The following is a 19,112-nucleotide window of genomic DNA, read 5'->3' as shown; positions in this document are numbered from 1 at the left end:
TCCAGGCACGGAGAAATAGAGATGCAAGAGTATGGTCTAAATATATGTACCAAATTAATTTGAAGCTGCATAAAATAAGATATCAATAATAATTGACCGCAGATAAACGCAGATGAACACAGATAAAGAGGGATAAATTTATTGATTTCATAATTCTGTGCAGCCTCATATAATATTTGGTATAAGGGTGTTGCTCTTACAATTCTCTGATTCAACTTACTACAGCCGGCTGGCGACTACTTTGTGAAACTAGCCATTGTTGCAATGTTGGGTTACTGTAAACTTCATCAGCAATAAAATGATCGCCTTGAGGCAATATAGTAAAATCTACTTTTGTTCCTGCTTCGCGTAGGGTATCAACAACATTTTGTGTACCCTCAATTGAAAGTTTTTCGTCTTTTGCACCTTGGAATATTTGGATGGAAATTTCTTTGAGTGCAGCTAGTTGGGTTGCTTCTAATGTTTGGGGTACACGACCTGATGTAGCTACCAAACCAGCAAAGCGTCCAGGATAGGAAGCGGCGATATGCCAAGCTCCAGCAGTGCCTAAGCTGAATCCAGATATGATCACACGGGATGGATCTATGGAATGGGTGGCAATGATATGATCAAGTAAAGCAATTACATCTTCGGCTCTATCTACCCAAGTTTGTCCTTCAGGAAGTTGAGGAGCAACAAAGACGTAGGGTAAGGATGCTGATGAATCTACGAAAAGAGGGAAACCCCATTTTAGTAAAACATTAATATCTGTTCCTCTGTCTTTTGCTCCATGCAGAAATAATACTAGAGGGGCGGGTTTATTGGTGTTAGCAGGGGAGAAAATATAAGGTAATGAACTATTGCTGGTGTCGTGGGATCTTTTTTCAACTGACATAGTTTTAAATCCTCAAATGTGGGTTCGCAAATACCTGACAATAAACATCTGGTGAAAATTAAATCTACATTTTCCAGAAGCCTTGTAAAGAAGTTAAGTGGAACGTCTACGATCTAATCTTCTCTCTTCTTAATTTCTCCGTGTCCTCTGTGCCTCTGTGGTTCGTTTTCTTCATTATCTATTGATGTAGAGACGTTCCATGGAACGTCTCTACCCTAGTGGTTTACAAGGTCATTTACACAGCTACTAATTCCTTTTCTACTGGTTGAGATTCGGTTTTAGGTAGTTTGGATTCTACTGCTGTACCTTTGAAGAAATCAGGGTTAGCTTGGGTGTAGAATTTATAAGGATTGCCGAATACATAAGCCTTGAAGTCATCTTCGGAAATCACGCCTTCTCTGACCAAATCCCAGCTTTCAGCTAAAGGTGCGGTAAGATCGGGTACATCCCAGTGACCAACATCGGAGGAGCATATTTGCCGATTTCAGGAAATTGCTCGGCTGGGTATTTATCAGCGATCGCCTTAATTGGACGTTTCACACCACCAGGAATATTTGCAACTTTCAAACCTAGTGTATTTACCGCAAATTCTAACTCTTCAATCGCTTCTTGGGGAGTAGTCATGGGGATACCAGCTACTACAGTCAAGCGATCGCTATATTTGCGATAAATATCAGCATGATAGTGATTGATTGCCCGTTGCAATAATTGCCGATTCTCCTTACTTGCACCAGCAGCAGCTAAGGCATTATTGGGGAATAGTACCGAATAGTCTGAGCCTTGTTCCGCTTGCCGTTCGTAGAGTAATGCGGGGAGAGTGTAAGTAGCCAAATCTAGGGTATTACGGGTAACTCTAGCCCACCAAGGAGATCGAATTGTGCGGTTACTCTGACGTTCTTCTGGAGTTTGTTGATACCAGTCCTTACCTTCACTCTTGGGATTGAGACGAGAAGATTCAGCCTTGCGTAATTCATCTACCAGCTTCACACCGCCGTAGTGAGCTATATAATCCTCAAGAGCAGGAGTAAAGTCATTAGTGTGAACATCAGTATCAATGACAGGATAATCGAGATTAGCTCTAACTGCGGCGGAAGGAGAGCTTTTCAATTTGCTATATTTAGTCATATTTTCCTTAGAAAAGTTACAAGACAACTTAGATCCCTGACTTCTCAAACAATTGCAGAATCTAAAAGTTATGAATTTTCAAGAAATCGGGAATCTGTGGGAGATTGTGCTGTTGATTTTGACTTGAGTGTTGAACGTGAGATTGAAGATTCTTGTCTTTTAAACAAGCTTAACTTTCCGATAGTTTGCATGGACTCCGGTAGGCTTTTAACGTCTGTGCTGACGGGATGGTTTAGATCCCCGACTTCTCAAAGAAGTCGGGGATCTGTAGGAATCATTTACGCAAATGCCAATGTTTTTTCCTGTTGTTGAACAGCAAAACGATTAGCTGGACGACGTAAACCAAGGTTTTCACGCAAGGTGCTACCCTCGTATTCAGTGCGAAATAATCCGCGTTTTTGCAGAACAGGAACGACTAAATTCACAAACTCATCCAATCCTGTAGGTAAGATAGGTGGCATAATATTAAAACCATCCGCCGCACCATTGATAAACCATTCTTCTAATTGATCAGCGATGGTTTCAGGAGTACCCAAAATGGTACGATGACCCCGCGCAGTCGCCAAAGATAGATACAATTGACGTAAGGTAAGACCGCCACGATTAGCTAAATCCTTCACCAGTTTTAAGCGACTCTTATTATTATTAGTATCACTAGGCAATTCTGGCGCTAAATCATCAAAAGAGTATTGTGATAAATCCACGCCTTTGTAATAATTTTTGAGAATGCCCCAAGCTACATCGGGATGAATTAAAGATTGCAAAAACTCATATTTTTCCTGAGCTTCTTCTTCCGTTCGCCCTATGATGGGAAAAGCACCAGGCATGATTTTAAGATCATCTGGAGAACGTCCATATTTCGCCAACCGCCCTTTAACATCCGCGTAAAATTCCTGAGCATCGGCTAAAGTTTGATTAGCTGTAAAAATTACCTCAGCAGTTCGTGCGGCTAAATCTCTCCCTGGTTCAGAAGCACCAGCTTGAACAATAACTGGATAACCTTGGGGTGGACGGCTAACATTTAACGGACCCCTAACAGAAAAATGTTTGCCCTTGTGATTCAATGTGTGCAGTTTGTCGGCATCGAAATAAACACCAGATTCTCTATCTCTGATAAAGGCATCATCTTCCCAACTATCCCACAATCCTTGCACCACTTCCACAAACTCTTCAGCCCGTTCATAACGTTGGCTGTGTTCTGGATGATGTTCCAGTCCAAAATTAGCCGCCGCATTCTCATTCCCTGTGGTGACTACATTCCATCCTGCCCGGCCATTACTCAAATGGTCTAGGGAAGCAAACTTCCGTGCCAATGTGTACGGTTCTTCGTAGGTAGTGGAAGCAGTGGAAATAAAACCGATGTTTTTGGTAACGGAGGATAAAGCCGAAAATAGAGTAACAGGCTCGAAATGGGCAATTTTACCGTTACGACTTTGAGTTTCAGGAGAACCACCCCAAATTCCTGGACTATCTGCTAAAAAAACAGCATCAAATAACCCCCGTTCCGCAGTTTGAGTAATTTCCTTGTAATGCTCAAAATTCAAACCTGCATCTATTTGTGTATTCGGGTGTCGCCAAGCAGAAATATGATGACCAGTAGCTTGAATAAATGCACCTAACCGAAACTGACGTTTTGCGCTCATATATTTTTATCTTTGTATGGTGTAATTGCAAATTGGCTCAACCTGAGATTTAAAATCTAAAACTTTGCGCCTTTGCTCCTTTGCGTCTCTGCGCGAAACCCAATTATTTAAACTGCTGCTAATACCTTTTGATATTGATTAACTGGACGAGATAAACCCAGATTTTCACGCAGAGTTGTTCCTTCATACTCAGTACGGAATAAGCCCCGCCGTTGTAATTCAGGAATTACCAAGTCAACAAAATCATCTAGTCCACCAGGAAGATAAGGAGGCATAATGTTAAAGCCATCAGCAGCATCATTGACAAACCAGCTTTCTAGTTGATCTGCAATCTGCACTGGTGTCCCAATAATTGTCCAATGACCACGCGCTCCCGCAATCCATTGATAAAGCTCCCGAATGGTAAAATTGTGTTTGCGGGCAATATCAATTAATAATGCTTGGCGGCTTTTGTTATCATTGGTTTCTGGTAAATCTGGCAGTGGTTCATCAAGGGGATAAGAGGAAAGATCCGTGCCTATAAGTCCCTGTAATAAAGCCAAACCAACTTGAGGATGAATTAAATCCTGTAGTTCCTGATACTTGGCTTTTGCCTCTGCCTCTGTAATGCCAACTACGGGAAAGACACCAGGCATAACCTTGAGTTGGTCTGGTGTGCGGCCATATTTTGCTAATCTACCTTTAACATCTGCATAGAAGGCTTGAGCATCTTCTAGGGTTTGTTGAGCAGTAAATATAACTTCGGCAGTTCTACCAGCCAGTTCTTTACCATCTTCAGAAGAACCTGCTTGCACAATTACAGGATAACCTTGGGGTGGACGGGCAATATTCAATGGTCCGCGCACGGAGAAGAATCTGCCTTTATGGTTCAGTTCATGTATTTTATTGGGGTCGTAGTAAAAAGCTGTTTCCTTATCACGAACAAAAGCATCGTCTTCCCAACTATCCCACAAACCTTTGACTACATCAATAAATTCGTGGGCGCGAATATAGCGATCTGCGTGAATAGGATGGTTTTCCAAACCGAAATTGCCGGCTGTTTCACTACTACCAGTTGTTACCACATTCCAGCCGGCTCTTCCCTCAGAAATATGATCTAAGGAAGCAAATTTGCGTGCGAGAATATACGGGTCTTCATAAGTAGTAGAAGCAGTGGCGATAAAACCAATTCGCTCTGTCACCGCAGACAAGGCTGAAAATAGGGTAACAGGTTCAAAGTCACCTCCAAAGGCTGTGCGTCCTTCTGCACCGGGACGATGTTGCAAGGCTAAACCGTCGGCGAGAAAAAATGCGTCGAATTTACCGCGCTCGGCTGTCTGGGCTATCTGCTTATAATGCTCAAAGTTGAGAGCGCCATTACTTTGTGCTTGGGGATGTCGCCAAGCTGCAACGTGCTGACCTGCTCCGGGTAAAAATGCACCTAGTCTTAGTTGTTTTTGTTGTTTGCCCATATCAGACTCCAAGTAATATTTTTTACTAGATGAATATAGAATGATAATGATTTTCTGGGATAGCAGTTGTCAGCTATGCCACTGTAACTGCTGCATATTTAGTTATTAGCAAAGCTTTTTCAACTCCTTAGCCATAGCTGTACGCATTAGCGTTAGTGGTGGGTTATTAATAAACTACTGTATCTCGACTGATTTATCGTACATTAATAGTAGAATCTCACAACTCTCATGAAAAAGCAAGTACCTTTTAAGAAAAAATTGATTAACTAAATTTGTTAGCAGCTAATTGTTAGATATTCTAAGTATTTGATGACTCTACAGTGTGCAGTGTGTACGACCGCTCAATTTGAATACAGCGTATAGTTCAAATGCACTATTTAACTACTGAGTGCAAATACAGTAGAGTTTGGGAGGTGTTGAATCACTTCTTTGCTATCCTGCCAAAATGACTCATGGTTCACTTCCAGAACCAGAAAGACTTAAACGGGGTATTAAGGATAATTTGGTCAGGTTGTCAGTCGGAATTGAGCATTATCTAGATTTGCAAGCTGATTTAGAAAATTCTCTATCTTGATAATCAGCAATAAGATAGAGAGAAAAAAGGCAGAAGTGTATTAGTAAAAGTTAATAATTTCTGCTTTTATAGAAAAAATTAACGCTGTTTTTTGTCTTATATTAAGAAATAATAAATATCAATATTTTCTAATAAATCAATATGTATAGATATATCTAATTGAAAAGCTGATAACTTTACTGAATCAAAAATTTTAAAATAAAGTTTGTAACCCTTATTTAATCAGAACTTCATCAAAAAAATATCATTAATTTATCTAGCAATGCTACACAAACTCCGACAATTCTATCGGAATTATCAATTTTAATTTAGAGTTGCATACCCATTGATTTTTGAAAAACTTTTAATTAGCGTTGTAATTAGTCCGGCTCAGGACTGAAGATACATATCAAAAAATCAAGGAGTATTTAGTATGATGATGATGATGACTAAATCTATGACTAATGAAATGCAAATATGCGTGAACGCTTGCATGGAATGTCATAAAATGTGCCTAGAAACCATGACTTACTGTATGACTAAAGGTGGTAAGTACATGGATATAACCATGATGATAATGCTGCGAGATTGTGCAGAAATGTGCATGATGTGTACAAATATGATGATGGCTGGTTCTGAGTTCAGCGATCGCACTTGTATGTTGTGTGCGGAAATGTGCGATCGCTGTGCAATAACCTGCGAAAAAATGAGCGATGATAGCAAGATGATGGAATGTGCTGCTGCTTGCCGTAGATGTGCAGAATCGTGCAGATCCATGCAAATGATGCCTGTTTAATTATTCTTTACTTGCAGAAGTTTATCTGCGACCCAATGGTCAAACGCTCAGGCTATAATCAGTCTGGGCGTTTGTAGCTTTTTGTTCAAGATTTGACATAAATAGTTTTTACCCCTGTTGTCTGAACATTAATATTAACATTCATATTTTTACGCAAAACATTAAAGATTGCAGTCAAATTATCCATAGTTGGATTACCTTTTGCGGATAACATTCGATGTAAACTCTTGCTTGGTTTAGAAGTTTCAATTGCCAACTGTTCAAACCCTACTGTTGCATTGACAATATCTCTTAAAATCAGTCTTGCTGTTTCTGGTTCACCATTGAGAAAGAGAGAAATAGCTTCATCAAGTAGAGCGATCGCAAACTCAGGATCTCTTTGTACCCGTGCGTTAACAGTTTCTGTAAAGTCTCTAGTAAGTGCCATAATAATTACCTCTTTTCTCTATTATCGTTGTCAGTTGCTTGCTCTTTACTAACTTCTTTTTTTCGTCTTTCTCCTCCCGTGAACTGTCAGTCCGTGATCACCTAGTAAATTTGATCCTCTCTATCTTGGATCTGTTTTAAAGAGTCAAAATACTCAACAATGGGGCTTTTAATTGATTGATCTATTTTTCCAGTATCTCTAATGGATTCAATCATCCTGTAAGCATTTCTAATATTTTTTCTGAATTTATCAATTTCAGCTTGACGAGTAACAGGATTATTTATATCAAAGATATCTTCCAAGCCAACAAAAGTAGCCACTGTATGAACAATAACCTCATGATCCAGAAAAAAGCTTTCAGAATCAGTCAACTCAGCAATTTCTAACCCGACATGAAAAGCAATTGCTTGCTTAATTTCATTTGATAATTCTTCTGTTGCAAACAGATCACCAATTATGCCTGAAGCTTTTTTTACTGCATAATATAACTTCTGATAAGCCTCTATCTGTTTATCAAGTAAATTATCCGAAACGACAGATTTAGGAACTTTACCCTCAATCTCAAGAGTTGCTGTTTTTTCAGCTACTTGCTTCCAGCCACTTAGCACTTCCAGAGTGTAGCGATTTCGGTCATTGTCTACAAGTTTGGCACAATTTTGACACAACCAAACTCCATTATCTATTGACTTGCGCTGTTCAGAAGACAGTGATTTATCATAACGAGGACCTCCTGATGATGCTGCTGTAATGTGTGCAGCAACGCCAACATTGACTGCCTTCATTACATCTTCGTGAGGACCACTAGTAAGCTTACGGCAGGAAGGGTTAGAACAGCGATAACCAACACGTTTTGCAAGTAAATCTTTAGTTTTTGGAGAAAAATCGTCGCGTAAATCCATCCAGAAGAGTCTCCAGTAAATTTCATTAGAACAGGCAGCCTATGGAATTGCTTTTTTGATTATACAAGAACTTACGGATTATACCGTTATTGAACGCTCTCGCAAAGGCAGTAATGTAGGAATTTCCTTTGGATAATCAGCAATTAAATCAGCTTTATGATTTTCCAATTCCTCCCTACTTCCATAACCATAAGTCACACCGATTGAAGCAATATTATTTTTCTTAGCTCCGATGATATCATGTAGGCGATCTGCGTACAGCAGCATTTCGAGATTCCTACGGAGCTTCGCTATTGCACTTTCTATACAGTTATCGAACGCTTACGATATTCCTTACACGATCACAGCCAAGATATTACTATAATAGAAACATCAATCTTCACAGTTAACTGTAATGACTATCAAAGAGTTACTCTTACAAGAAATTGACAACACCCCCAACGAACTCCTAGAGGATCTGCTGAGTTTTTTACAATCACTGAAAACAACCTCAAAACAGCCTCTAAGTACATATCAAGAACTCTTAGAACGAATTGATTACTTAGAAACAATAGTAGGTATTCGTAAAGGACTAGATGAATTTAAGCAAGGTGAAGGAATACCAGCGGATCAAGCTTTAGCAACCCTAAAAAACAAATTTAATATTCCTCCTCGCTCATGAATTACCAAGTTATTATTCAACCTACAGCTTTTCAAGAAATAGAAACTGCTTATCGTTGGATGTGCGATAATCTGAGTCCTGAAGTAGCAAACAATTGGTACTATGAACTTGAAGATGCTATAGCATCATTAAAAAAATTTCCTAATCGCTGTACCATAGCACCAGAAGCAAAAGTAATTGGTGGTGAAGTTCGTCAACTCTGGATTGGAAAACAAAGAAAATATCGAGTTTTGTTTGTAGTCGAAGAAGATATTATCGCCATTATTCATGTTCGTAATAGTCGCCAATCTTATTTAAGTGAAGAGTCATAATGATGTTTATTAGCCATAGTATAATTTTCTGTAAGTATCGCTTTTAATAGTGATCAGAGTTGAGCGATCAAATCAAAGGTAGTAATGTAGGAATCTCATCTGGAAAATCAGCAATTAAATCAGCTTTATGAGTTTCCAATTCTTCCCTACTTCCATAGCCATAAGTCACACCAATTGAAGCAATATTATTTTTCTTAGCTCCGATGATATCATGTAAGCGATCGCCTACCATAACTACAGTAGAAGGTAAAAGACTTTCCCTCTCTATAATGTAGGAAATTAAATCACCTTTCACACTTCTATTACCATCTAATTCACTACCATAAACACCATCAAAAAAAGGTGCTAAATCAAAATATTCAATAATGCGTGTAGCATAAATTTGAGGTTTAGAAGTTGCTACAAAAGTCTGATAACCAGCAGCACGAATAGTTTTTAGAGTTTCGGGAATTAGCGGATAAAGAGAATTTTCAAATAACCCAATCGTAGAAAAGCGACTACGATATAGTAAAATTGCTTTCTCCAGTAATGTGTCATCAGCGGTTTGCAATAACTGGGAAAAACTGCTTTTCAGTGGTGGTCCAATACACCAAAGCAATTCATTAGCATCTGGTGGTTTATAACCAAGTTCCGATAAAGCATACTGAATACAGCGAGTAATCCCCTGTTTAGGATCAGTGAGAGTTCCATCTAGGTCAAAAAGGACTGTGTGAGAAAGCATTTTTGTAAGTTCAAATAGTTTTTAACCTTTGTAGAAACTCAATATTTAACTGTAGTTTTTCTCCCAACCACAGAGAATTATCTGTATGATCTTTGACATCATCTCCCGTTTCTGGGTGAACCAAAATATCTAAACCTTCTCTATTAAGCATTAACCAAGTCACAACTTCACCAAACTGATGTGGTAAAAAAGCTACTTGATACATGGATTTGGGGTGTGGTCCTACAGGTTGTTCATGCCAACGTCCCAATCTTACATCAAATTTAGCACCTAAACCTTCTCTTACACGAGCAGCCGTTTCACGACTAGCGGTATCAAAGTAAATATGTGCATGAAAACCAGCAATATCAGTATTTGTATTCATAGTTCTTGATTTTACTTCTTATCCTCAAGTATAACTTAACAATTATTTAGATATACTAATCATTAGTCAGCCATAAATTTAGTTAAACCACTTGAATTTTCTTTCTGGTCATGTAATACTACTAAAACAAACACCGATAAGTCGGTCAACAAACTGTAGTTTTTATTTTGTCCCAACCCGTCACGGGTGATGCACAGATAACTGGCAATAGTCATGTCTGCGCTAGTTTTGGTATTAGACATCTGGTGGAAAAGAATGTAGAGACGAGAATCCCTACCCAGGTCACGTCTCTACATCTAAATTATTTAAGATTTGGGTTTTTGATGTCAACAAATTCCCCATACCCCAACACAAATCCTAATTTACAAAGGAACTCCAACATGGCTGACATTAAGATTTATAGTGCGGTTGTTTGTCCTTATGCTCACCGTACCCGCTTGGTACTTCAAGAAAAGGGTATTGATTTCGATTTGATTGAAATTGATTTGCAGAATAAACCAGCAGGTTTTACAAAAGTTTCTCCTTATGGAAAAGTACCTGCAATTACTCATGGAGAAAACCGAGTTTGGGAATCAGCAGTTATTAATGAATATCTGGATGAAGTATTTCCTAACCCACCGCTTTTACCTACCAACCCCATTGCAAAAGCTCAAGCTCGAATTTGGATAGATTTTGCTAATACTAGATTAGTTCCTGCTTTTTCTACTCTATTACGTAGTCCAGATTTTCAAAAGCAAGAGGAAGCTAAACAAGAACTCTACAAACATCTAGAATTTATTGAAAATGAAGGTTTAGGAAAACTTTCGGGAGATGGTCCCTACTGGTTTGGTGAATCTATCAGTTTGGTTGATTTTACCTTTTTCCCCTGGTTTGAAAGATGGGCTGCTCTTAAACATTATCGTGGCTTTGGTATTCCTGCTGAATTCACTCGTTTGAAACAGTGGAAACACGCGCTTAAAGAACGTGAATCAGTGAAAGCGATCGCTCACTCCAAAGAGTTCTATATTGAGCGATATGCTAAATTTGCTGCTCCTGTTCCTGTGGCTGCTTAGTCAAACGCTATATTCAACTATTCCTAAATTGAGAACACAAATTTATGAGTTATCAAAACATAGAAGTTAAACCAATTGCTGGACGTATTGGGGCAAAAATTAAAGGTGTTAATCTAGCTGAAAACCTCAGTGATGAAATCATCAGCGAAATTAGAAAAGCCTTAGTTGAATATAAAGTCATCTTCTTTCGTGGACAAGAACTTGATGCTAATGGACAAGTAGATTTTGCCCGTCGTTTCGGTGAAATCACTACCGCACATCCGACAGTTCCATCACTTCCTGGACATCCAGAAGTATTGGATTTAGATTACAGCCGCACTGTTGCTCGTGCCAATAACTGGCACACCGATGTCACATTTGTAGATCGTCCGCCCCTTGGCTCGGTCTTGCGGGCGTTGGTAATTCCGTCAGCGGGAGGGGATACTATTTGGGCAAATTCGGTGACTGCATACCAAGATTTACCGGAGCATTTGCGTAATTTAGCTGACAAACTCTGGGCTGTACATAGCAATACTTATGATTATGCCACAGCCTTTGATATACCTGAAGAAGTGAAATCTTACCGAGATGTGTTTACTTCAACGGTGTATGAAACCCTGCATCCAGTGGTGAGAATTCACCCTGAATCTGGGGAAAAGGGCTTGTTTATTGGTGGTTTTGTGCGGCAAATTCGCGGTTTATCTCCAACTGAATCAGGGGATATTATTCGCTTGTTGCAATCTTATATTACACGACCTGAGAATACCGTGCGTTGGCGCTGGAAAGTCGGTGATGTGGCTTTTTGGGATAACCGTGCTACTCAACATTATGCCATTGACGACTATGGAGATCAACCCCGTCGTGTGCAGCGTGTAACCATTGCTGGTGATCTTCCTTTAGGTATTGACGGTAAGTATAGTCAAGTAATTAAAGGAGATTCTTCGGCATATATTCCCAATCTTGTAGCAGCTTAATCACAGGCTAACTTTAGAGGGTGTGTTACCGCAAAAGGTAATACACCATTTTGATCATGAATTTGATAATTTAAGGAGTTGGATTTTATGGCTTTAACACCTTCGACAATGTTACCTTTGGGAACTTTAGCACCTAAATTTAATCTCCCAGATGTGGTTTCAGGTAAAACGATTTCATTGGCAAACTTTGCTGATAAAAAAGTATTAGTAGTTATATTTGTTAGTCGTCATTGTCCTTTTGTGCAACATATCAAATTTGAATTAGCAAAATTAGGACAAGATTACAAAAATAGAAATGTGGGTTTTTTAGCAATTAGTTCTAATGATATTAATACTCATCCTCATGATGCACCAGAATTACTTAAAGATTTTGCTCAAGAATTAGATTTATCTTATTCTTTACTTTATGATGAAAGTCAAAAAGCGGCTAAAGATTTTTTTGCAGCTTGTACTCCTGACTTTTTTGTATTTAATGCTAATAGAAAGCTGGCTTATCGAGGACAATTAGATGATAGTCGTCCAAAAAATGATTTACCTGTGACTGGACAAGATTTACGGAAAGCGATTAATTATGTTTTAGCAGATCAGGAAATTATTTGGCAGCAAAAGCCGAGTATTGGTTGTAATATCAAATGGAAAGCGGGGAATGAGCCGGTTTATTATAAAGTTCCGGTGACGGTTGGGTAGTTAGGGATTTTATGGATAAAAAGTGAAACTTTACCAATACCTGCTGATATTACTGTTATTTTTCTGTAGGATATTTTATCAGTAACCTAAATACCCAAAAACTTAAATGATCAGCCGCATTTTTCGGGTCAGAGTTCCATTGCAATTTCATCAAGAATTTGAGTCAAAATTCCTGAAGGTATCAATCCCACTTGTTAAGTCATATCAAGGTTTGGTGTCTGTCACTATTGGCAGACCAACAAAATGGGCAACCGAAGAATATGTGATGATTTCAATTTGGGAAAATGAGCAATTTGTCGAAGATTTTGCTGGCGAAAATTGGCATCAAGCAGTTATTCCAGAAGGAATGGAAAAGTATATAACTGAATGTTGGGTTCATCATTATGAAAACTTCGGTTCAGAATCGTCTTTTCAGTTTCCATAAATCAATTTCTCTCATGAGATTTCCTAGATAATCTAATCTATATCTTGTCTGAATCAGGATGTCCAGGATTAACAGGATGAAAAAATTAAATCCTGTAAATCCTCAAATCCTAGAAATCCTGATTCTGACAATTAATCCTCATGCAACGCCCCTAACTTCCTAATCTCCGGCCAAATCGCCGCCGTCGCAGCTACCACTAAAATCGTCCCAATACCCCCGCCAACCACAGACAACACCGGACCAAATAAAGCCGCTAACGAACTCAACACAATTTTCTTCTTTGTCAGAAAATGGCCAGATTCTAGATTGTTCAATGGGAAGAGGAGTAATCAGCTTTTTTCCCATAAGATATGAAAATGATTTATAATCTTCTTTGAAAGAAAAATTTTCATAATCTGCTCGAATTGAATAATGAGTTAAATCATCTTGGTGATCTAAGCTTAATTGCTTTTATTTATACTCGCAATCCACTACGCGAAATCCTCGACATTTTCAACAAGACACCTAACCCACAGCATATTCTGTAAACTTCCTCATAAAAGGAGACTGAAAACCCAAGACAATATCTTCCTTTGGAACTCCCACCGTAACCAAATTATTTGCAATATCATCTTCAGTACCATTCCATTGCAGCCAAATTTTTTCACATTTAATATCAATATGAATAATACAACTATGTACCCATTCTTGACCTTCCCAACCTACATGAACTATTTGATAGTGGTCACGTTGTGTATCAAAAATTGTCTCAACTTCTATATTTCCATTAGCAGGTCTTTGTTCGCTGTATTCTTGTAAAATTTGCTGTACAAGCTGACGATATCTAGTTAGTTTATCCATTCTGCAATCACCTCATGCTCTACATCATAAATAATCATTTTGACTTGATTCTCTTCAATCATATCTCTAGGAAAATCAAGATTAAAAAATGTCTTATAGGTTGTTAAAGGTACTGCTAAATACAAAACACGATCTGGCTGTCTTCTTCTTAATGCACCTCTATAATTAATAAACTGTCCTAACGCTGTATGAAATTCCGAAATTGCAGATGATCTCTCCAAAAAACTTTTGATCTCAACAGCAATTTTTTCTCCTTCTCTTTCCGCTGCAATCAGCTTTTCAGCGGCTAAATCAATAGATAGATTTACCCCGCCTACACTAATTGATAGGGGATCATGAGTAATCTGCCAACCGTCCTTCTGTAGAGCTTTTTTGACAACTTGATGAAAGACATCTTTAGCCGACATACTGATCCCTAATTCTGTTTCTAACTTTTATATTACCTCATTTCTTCCTCTCTGTGACTCTGCGCCTCTGCGTGAGACTATTTCTCCTATAAATCCTCATGCAACGCCCCCAACTTCCTAATCTCCGGCCAAATTGCAGCCGTTGCAACCACCACCAAAATCGTCCCAATACCCCCACCAACAACAGAAAACACCGGACCAAATAAAGCCGCAGTCAAACCAGACTCAAAACCCCCCAACTCATTAGAAGCACTGATAAACACACTATTAATAGCCGCAACTCGACCCCGCAAATGGTCAGGAGTGCGAATTTGCACCAAAGTATGACGAATCACCACGCTAATGCTGTCTAACGCCCCGCTTAATGCCAACATCAACAACGACAACCATGTCCAACGAGACAGTCCAAAAATAATTGTCACAATCCCAAAGCCGACAACCGACCAAAGTAAGGCGGGGCCAGCTTTGCGGATAGGTGGTAAATATACCAACAATGCAGCCATAATTAATGCACCTATGGATGGAGCGGCTTGTAAATAACCTAATTCCACAGGCCCAACGTGCAAAATATCTTTGGCAAAAACGGGTAATAATGCCACTGCACCACCCAACAAAACAGCAAATAAATCTAAAGTAATAGCTGCGAGAATTAGTTGATTATTCCAAACAAATTCAGCCCCAGCAGCTAGGGTTTTCAGGGATATTGGTTCTTTCTTAAAGTTGGTTTTTTGGGGTTTAATGGCTGCGGTGAGGAAAAAACATGATAGTGCTGCGATCGCTGATAATATATATACTCCCGTCGCATTCTTGAACAGAGCAATACTAAATCCTCCCAAAGCTGGCCCAATTACTGACGCTAATTGAAAACTACTACTATTCCAAGTCGCTGCATTAGTAAAAGCACTCATCGGTATTAACTGCCACATCAGCGCATCACCAGCAGGTTTGAGAAATGCCCTAGCTACACCTATTAATAATAAGCAAGCATAAATTAGAAAAACTGCACCTTGATAATAGGAAATAGCCGCTAAAGTTAGAGAACAAAACATTAATAGCAGCATTGAATATAAAGTAATCTTTTTCCGGTCATTTTTATCAGCAACGTGACCCGTAATCAAAGTTAGGGCAATCATGGGGAGAACCTGCGCCAACCCGATTCCACCTAAAGCCATCGCTGAATTTGTTCGCTCATATAGCTCCCAGCCCAGTGCTACCGTCTGCATTTGTCCCCCCGTGAAGAGGACTACACGCCCAATGGTAAAGAGCCGATAATCTCGAAATCTCATGGCTGCCAAAGGATCGTGTTGTGCAGCCTTACTGTTATGGTGAGTTGGTTTCTGTTTGCTCGAAGACATTTTTTAGTAGAGTCAAGCCTGATTCAATATGTGATACTTGCTCTGGTGTCAAACCCTCCAGAATTTCCGCAATTTCCCCGCGAGTTTTTTCCTGGGATTGCTCTAAAAGCAGTTTTCCCTCTCTCGTCAAATTCAGGACTACTCGTCGTCGTTCTTGAGGATTATCTGTCCGTTGCACCAGATTACGTTGGACTAATTTTTCTATAGTTGTGGATGCTGTAGCACAGGTGACTCCGAGATGATCTGCTACCTCAGACAAGGAAGCACCAGGATTGCGATTCAGAAAAGCGAGCGATCGCAATTGTGGTATAGATAAAGAGTCAGAACTGTGCGATCGCATTTCAGATCGGATAAACCGCATCAATAAGGGGACAGTTTCCATCACCCTAGCGGCACATTCTTCAGAGGGTTTATCCAAACTCATAAGACCGTTTTTCTCCAGATTACATTGCCACCTGTGGATAAAGTCGGCCACAGATGTAGGTTAAACCTATTAATGTTAGCAAGAGAATTGTACAATCTAACCCAAACCCATAAATACTTGAGCCATTTGCCAGCATTGCACCGCGTAAAGCATCCACTTCATAAGTCAAAGGATTCAAGTGGGAAATGAATTTTAACCACGTTGGCATCAATGAAATAGGATAGATGGCATTACTGGCAAAAAACAAGGGCATGGTGATTAATTGTCCAATTCCTGTAAATCTTTCCCGCGATTTCACCAAACAACCGATGATCAGTGAAAAGGTACAAAAACAAGCTGCTCCCAAAAATATGACTAGGACAACTTGCAAGAAACCCAAAGGATTGAGATTGAGGTGTACACCCAACAAAAACGCTAAAAGGTAAATAAACACCACTTGGGAAAAACAACGAATCCCAGCCGCAAAAGCCTTGCCCAAGACAATCGCTGCACGGGGTATGGGTGCAACTAAGAATTTCTGCAAAATCCCTAAATCCCGTTCCCAAATTAATGTCATTCCCCCAGCAAAAATAGCAACAAACAGCGCACTCTGAGCCAAAATACCGGGAGTCATAAAATCCAAGTAAGGTAAATTACCTGTAGGGATAGCACGAGTCCGAGTAAATACTTGCCCAAATATGAGTAACCATAAAGCCGGTTGTACAGCCCGAATTACTAAATCACTAGGATCATGACGGAGTTTTCGCACTTCCAATTCAGTAATTACCAGGGTTTTAGTAAATAGTTCTTTAATATTAGCAAAAATCCCGTTGGGGCGATTATATCTGGGTTCAACCCAACCGTTGAGTGGTACGTCTGGTTCTTGCAGTCTCACGATAACTCACTCCTGATACTAATTGATTTCCTGCGTAGTGGATGAAGACATCATCTAAGGTTGCTTCTGGTTTCCCAATAGCGGCTTTTAAATCTGACGGTGAACCGGTGATAATTTCTTTACCCTGATTCATAATCACCACTCGATTACAAAGATGATCTGCTTCTTCTAAAAAGTGGGTAGTTAAAAAGATGGTTGTACCGTACTCAATCCGCAGTTGCTGTACAAGTTGCCATACTTGTGTTCTTGCAACTGGATCTAATCCGACTGTTGGCTCATCTAGAAATAAGATTTGGGGTTGATGTAAAATGGCTTGAGCAATTTCCAGTTTCCGAATCATTCCCCCAGAAAAAGTTCTCACTAACTGATGTGCTACATCCTCCAAACCCATAAATTCCAGCACTTCAGCGATTTGCTGTTTTCTGCGTCGAGGGGGAATATCATACAATTTAGAGAATATTAACAGATTTTCATAACCTGTTAAAGTCCCATCTGCTGATAAAGCCTGGGGTACATAACCTATGACTCTTCTGACTGCATCAGGTTGATGAGTCACATCATAACCGGCTAAGTATGCTTTCCCGCTACTGACTGGTAGCAAGGTTGTTAACATTTTAATTACTGTACTTTTTCCCGCACCATTGGGACCAAGTAAACCAAAAACTTCTCCCGATGCAACGGAGATATTTAAAGCATCAACGGCTGTTGATTTTTCAAAGCGGCGCGTCAGTTCCAAGGTTTGCAGTATTACTGACTTTGGAACTTGTGCAGGTATTTCCGCAGATTCTATTCTTCCCGTAAGTTTCGTCACGAGTCGGATTTACTTCCTTATTCAAATAATTAGACTATCTAAATATTAGTTTGGCATATTTCTGCTAAAAGTCAAGAGCCATTGGGAAATAGCGATCGCTTTCAGCACTGGTGTAGGCGTTCTTTATACCATTATAGAATTCAGTATGCTTGAGGGGCAGAGTGTGGAAGCAAAAAAAACAGCTAATCCCTCTATTATTTGAACGATTACAACCACTGGATATTTCTTCCCAAGATTTAGAGATTACTATTTTTGAGACACCCATTTCGACGGCTACCGGGAGATGAACATGAACTGAATTATAAAGTTGATGGTTAAAAAAATGTTAGTTAACCTTCATAATTTCCTTTCATCCAATTATTTAAATCTTTAATAGAGATTATTTTATCTTGATCCCTCTGTAAAGATAGATTATACTGTTGTATTTTCAAAGATGCAATAGTATTTTCATTTCTTGGATTTATTCCAATAGCTTTAATATAGTCGTTTATTGATTCAGTAAAACAACCTAAGTAGCTGTAAGTTCTCCCTCTTAAAATAAAGGCATCCTCATATAATGGATTTAGTTCTATTGCTTGATTAAGCAAGTCTAATATTTCTAGTAAAAAAATCGGATTGACATTGGCTTGATCAATTTTTGCATTAGCTAAATAATAGTATAAGTTTGGGTTGGCTGGATTTAAGTCAAGTGCTATTTGAAAATTGATGATTGATTTTTCAAGAATATCGCTAAGTTTTTGTGAATTTGCTTTTGCGAGATTATAGTAAGCAATACCTAATTTTTCAAACAATCTGTAATTGTATGTTAAATTATTATCTAATTCTATAGCTTTCGTTAAGTATTTGATACTTGCAGTAGCATCTAATGTTTCTATTCCAAATTTAACTAAAAAAGATGCCAATTTTATTTTTTCCAAAATTGCCTTTGAAAAACAATCAATTGCCATTTCATGATTGCCAGCAGAATATTCTCTATATCCAGTAGTAAAGAGTTCTGAATTCTCAGAAGAAATAATAAAATCTCTAAGAAAATCTTTGTAATAAATGATTTTTCGATTATATCCATTACTTATGACATAATAGCCAAATTTTTGTTGAGGATTAATTGTATTAATTACTCCAGATAGGAATAATGCTATTTCAAAATGGTTATTTTGTGCTCTTAACGGGTGACAAGGCGGCTAAAGAGCTTGTTTCATAAGGGATAGAGCCTGAAAGCCCCGTTGAAAAAAGAGGCGTTTATGAGGCTTGAGATTGATTAAATTCAGAGCTAAATCAGCCCATAATTCCATACCATAAATCCATAGTTGTCCGTAGAGAGCAAAGCTAAAATCACTTTGACGTGGGTACTTGTCCTGATGTTGTTGAATACGTCCGGCATAAGTCTCTATACCTAATTTTTTCATCCGTTGACCGTGCATAGTGGCTAAACTATAAGCAATGACAATCAATAATACTAA

26 protein-coding genes and 2 pseudogenes are annotated in these 19,112 nt (G+C 38.9%); 9 read left to right on the top strand and 19 right to left on the bottom strand.

Annotated elements, in window-relative coordinates:
- Positions 1–211 precede the first annotated feature (211 nt).
- The 4 genes and pseudogenes from AN486_RS12730 to AN486_RS12715 all read right to left on the bottom strand — a co-directional run bounded on the left by AN486_RS12730 (position 212) and on the right by AN486_RS12715 (position 5,093).
- Positions 212–874: a PHB depolymerase family esterase gene (locus AN486_RS12730; protein WP_039203915.1), complete on the bottom strand. Its 663-nt coding sequence runs from the start codon at positions 872–874 to the stop codon at positions 212–214.
- 235 nt (positions 875–1,109) lie between these two features.
- Positions 1,110–1,999, bottom strand: a pseudogene (locus AN486_RS12725) (hypothetical protein).
- A 278-nt stretch (positions 2,000–2,277) separates the two neighbouring features.
- Positions 2,278–3,642, bottom strand: a complete 1,365-nt coding sequence (locus AN486_RS12720; RefSeq protein ID WP_053540165.1) for an LLM class flavin-dependent oxidoreductase — start codon at positions 3,640–3,642, stop codon at positions 2,278–2,280.
- A gap of 107 nt (positions 3,643–3,749) precedes the next feature.
- On the bottom strand, positions 3,750–5,093 hold the full coding sequence (locus AN486_RS12715; protein WP_290600922.1) for an LLM class flavin-dependent oxidoreductase: 1,344 nt from the start codon (positions 5,091–5,093) through the stop codon (positions 3,750–3,752).
- Positions 5,094–5,499: 406 nt separating this feature from the next.
- Between AN486_RS12715 and AN486_RS12710 the strand changes: the two genes are divergently transcribed.
- On the top strand, positions 5,500–5,667 hold the full coding sequence (locus AN486_RS12710; RefSeq protein ID WP_257720877.1) for a PLP-dependent transferase: 168 nt from the start codon (positions 5,500–5,502) through the stop codon (positions 5,665–5,667).
- 412 nt (positions 5,668–6,079) lie between these two features.
- Positions 6,080–6,442: a four-helix bundle copper-binding protein gene (locus tag AN486_RS12705; RefSeq protein WP_053540167.1), complete on the top strand. Its 363-nt coding sequence runs from the start codon at positions 6,080–6,082 to the stop codon at positions 6,440–6,442.
- Between the two features lie 85 nt (positions 6,443–6,527).
- Here AN486_RS12705 and AN486_RS12700 read toward each other — a convergent pair whose 3' ends face one another.
- The 3 genes from AN486_RS12700 to AN486_RS12690 form a co-directional block, all read right to left on the bottom strand.
- Positions 6,528–6,869 carry a DNA-binding protein gene (locus AN486_RS12700; protein ID WP_053540168.1) on the bottom strand — a complete coding sequence of 114 codons (342 nt, stop codon included), beginning with the start codon at positions 6,867–6,869 and terminating at the stop codon, positions 6,528–6,530.
- Between the two features lie 101 nt (positions 6,870–6,970).
- Positions 6,971–7,768, bottom strand: a complete 798-nt coding sequence (locus AN486_RS12695; protein ID WP_053540169.1) for a hypothetical protein — start codon at positions 7,766–7,768, stop codon at positions 6,971–6,973.
- Positions 7,769–7,846: 78 nt separating this feature from the next.
- Positions 7,847–8,062 carry an HAD hydrolase-like protein gene (locus tag AN486_RS12690; RefSeq protein ID WP_367142437.1) on the bottom strand — a complete coding sequence of 72 codons (216 nt, stop codon included), beginning with the start codon at positions 8,060–8,062 and terminating at the stop codon, positions 7,847–7,849.
- 100 nt (positions 8,063–8,162) lie between these two features.
- Between AN486_RS12690 and AN486_RS12685 the strand changes: the two genes are divergently transcribed.
- Entirely contained in the window at positions 8,163–8,429 is a 267-nt protein-coding gene (locus AN486_RS12685) for a hypothetical protein (protein WP_053540171.1), read from the top strand.
- On the top strand, positions 8,426–8,740 hold the full coding sequence (locus AN486_RS12680) for a type II toxin-antitoxin system RelE/ParE family toxin (protein WP_053540172.1): 315 nt from the start codon (positions 8,426–8,428) through the stop codon (positions 8,738–8,740). The genes AN486_RS12685 and AN486_RS12680 overlap by 4 nt, the downstream gene beginning before the upstream one ends.
- A 67-nt stretch (positions 8,741–8,807) precedes the next feature.
- Here the strand turns inward: AN486_RS12680 and AN486_RS12675 are convergent, their stop codons facing one another.
- The 3 genes from AN486_RS12675 to AN486_RS12665 all read right to left on the bottom strand — a co-directional run bounded on the left by AN486_RS12675 (position 8,808) and on the right by AN486_RS12665 (position 10,067).
- Entirely contained in the window at positions 8,808–9,461 is a 654-nt protein-coding gene (locus AN486_RS12675) for an HAD family hydrolase (RefSeq protein ID WP_053540173.1), read from the bottom strand.
- A gap of 10 nt (positions 9,462–9,471) precedes the next feature.
- Positions 9,472–9,825: a DOPA 4,5-dioxygenase family protein gene (locus AN486_RS12670; RefSeq protein ID WP_053540174.1), complete on the bottom strand. Its 354-nt coding sequence runs from the start codon at positions 9,823–9,825 to the stop codon at positions 9,472–9,474.
- A 62-nt stretch (positions 9,826–9,887) separates the two neighbouring features.
- Entirely contained in the window at positions 9,888–10,067 is a 180-nt protein-coding gene (locus AN486_RS12665; RefSeq protein ID WP_053540175.1) for a hypothetical protein, read from the bottom strand.
- Positions 10,068–10,205: 138 nt separating this feature from the next.
- Here AN486_RS12665 and AN486_RS12660 point away from each other — a divergent pair, with 138 nt between their 5' ends.
- The 4 genes from AN486_RS12660 to AN486_RS12645 all read left to right on the top strand — a co-directional run bounded on the left by AN486_RS12660 (position 10,206) and on the right by AN486_RS12645 (position 12,941).
- Entirely contained in the window at positions 10,206–10,877 is a 672-nt protein-coding gene (locus AN486_RS12660) for a glutathione S-transferase family protein (protein ID WP_053540176.1), read from the top strand.
- 44 nt (positions 10,878–10,921) lie between these two features.
- Positions 10,922–11,830, top strand: coding sequence for a TauD/TfdA family dioxygenase (locus tag AN486_RS12655; RefSeq protein ID WP_053540177.1), 909 nt, complete (start codon positions 10,922–10,924; stop codon positions 11,828–11,830).
- Positions 11,831–11,917: 87 nt separating this feature from the next.
- On the top strand, positions 11,918–12,517 hold the full coding sequence (locus AN486_RS12650) for a thioredoxin family protein (RefSeq protein WP_053540178.1): 600 nt from the start codon (positions 11,918–11,920) through the stop codon (positions 12,515–12,517).
- A gap of 106 nt (positions 12,518–12,623) precedes the next feature.
- Complete coding sequence (locus AN486_RS12645) at positions 12,624–12,941, top strand: antibiotic biosynthesis monooxygenase (protein WP_053540179.1); 318 nt, start codon at positions 12,624–12,626, stop codon at positions 12,939–12,941.
- 131 nt (positions 12,942–13,072) lie between these two features.
- Here AN486_RS12645 and AN486_RS12640 read toward each other — a convergent pair whose 3' ends face one another.
- The 7 genes from AN486_RS12640 to AN486_RS12610 form a co-directional block, all read right to left on the bottom strand.
- Positions 13,073–13,210 (bottom strand): hypothetical protein, encoded by a 138-nt coding sequence (locus tag AN486_RS12640; protein WP_199924297.1) that lies wholly within the window; start codon positions 13,208–13,210, stop codon positions 13,073–13,075.
- A gap of 235 nt (positions 13,211–13,445) precedes the next feature.
- On the bottom strand, positions 13,446–13,781 hold the full coding sequence (locus tag AN486_RS12635) for a XisI protein (RefSeq protein WP_271822924.1): 336 nt from the start codon (positions 13,779–13,781) through the stop codon (positions 13,446–13,448).
- Complete coding sequence (locus tag AN486_RS12630) at positions 13,769–14,188, bottom strand: XisH family protein (RefSeq protein ID WP_271822923.1); 420 nt, start codon at positions 14,186–14,188, stop codon at positions 13,769–13,771. Before AN486_RS12630 ends, AN486_RS12635 begins: the two co-directional genes overlap by 13 nt.
- A gap of 86 nt (positions 14,189–14,274) precedes the next feature.
- A complete protein-coding gene (locus tag AN486_RS12625; protein ID WP_290600921.1) occupies positions 14,275–15,543 on the bottom strand; it encodes an MFS transporter in 1,269 nt (422 codons plus the stop codon).
- Complete coding sequence (locus AN486_RS12620; RefSeq protein WP_213801320.1) at positions 15,509–15,967, bottom strand: MarR family winged helix-turn-helix transcriptional regulator; 459 nt, start codon at positions 15,965–15,967, stop codon at positions 15,509–15,511. Before AN486_RS12620 ends, AN486_RS12625 begins: the two co-directional genes overlap by 35 nt.
- A gap of 19 nt (positions 15,968–15,986) precedes the next feature.
- Entirely contained in the window at positions 15,987–16,841 is an 855-nt protein-coding gene (locus tag AN486_RS12615) for an ABC transporter permease (RefSeq protein WP_290600920.1), read from the bottom strand.
- Complete coding sequence (locus tag AN486_RS12610) at positions 16,798–17,652, bottom strand: ATP-binding cassette domain-containing protein (protein ID WP_290600919.1); 855 nt, start codon at positions 17,650–17,652, stop codon at positions 16,798–16,800. Before AN486_RS12610 ends, AN486_RS12615 begins: the two co-directional genes overlap by 44 nt.
- Positions 17,653–17,813: 161 nt before the next feature.
- Here AN486_RS12610 and AN486_RS12605 point away from each other — a divergent pair, with 161 nt between their 5' ends.
- A complete protein-coding gene (locus AN486_RS12605) occupies positions 17,814–17,939 on the top strand; it encodes a hypothetical protein (protein WP_290600918.1) in 126 nt (41 codons plus the stop codon).
- A 42-nt stretch (positions 17,940–17,981) separates the two neighbouring features.
- Here the strand turns inward: AN486_RS12605 and AN486_RS12600 are convergent, their stop codons facing one another.
- A complete protein-coding gene (locus tag AN486_RS12600) occupies positions 17,982–18,599 on the bottom strand; it encodes a hypothetical protein (RefSeq protein ID WP_290600917.1) in 618 nt (205 codons plus the stop codon).
- A gap of 234 nt (positions 18,600–18,833) precedes the next feature.
- Positions 18,834–19,112: pseudogene (locus AN486_RS12595) on the bottom strand (IS4 family transposase); the annotation flags it as partial.

This window comes from Anabaena sp. AL93 (assembly GCF_001672085.1).
Classification (GTDB): Bacteria; Cyanobacteriota; Cyanobacteriia; order Cyanobacteriales; family Nostocaceae; genus Dolichospermum; species Dolichospermum heterosporum.
Note: the sequence above shows the minus strand (reverse complement) of the source record. Positions and strands in the feature narration are given on the sequence as shown.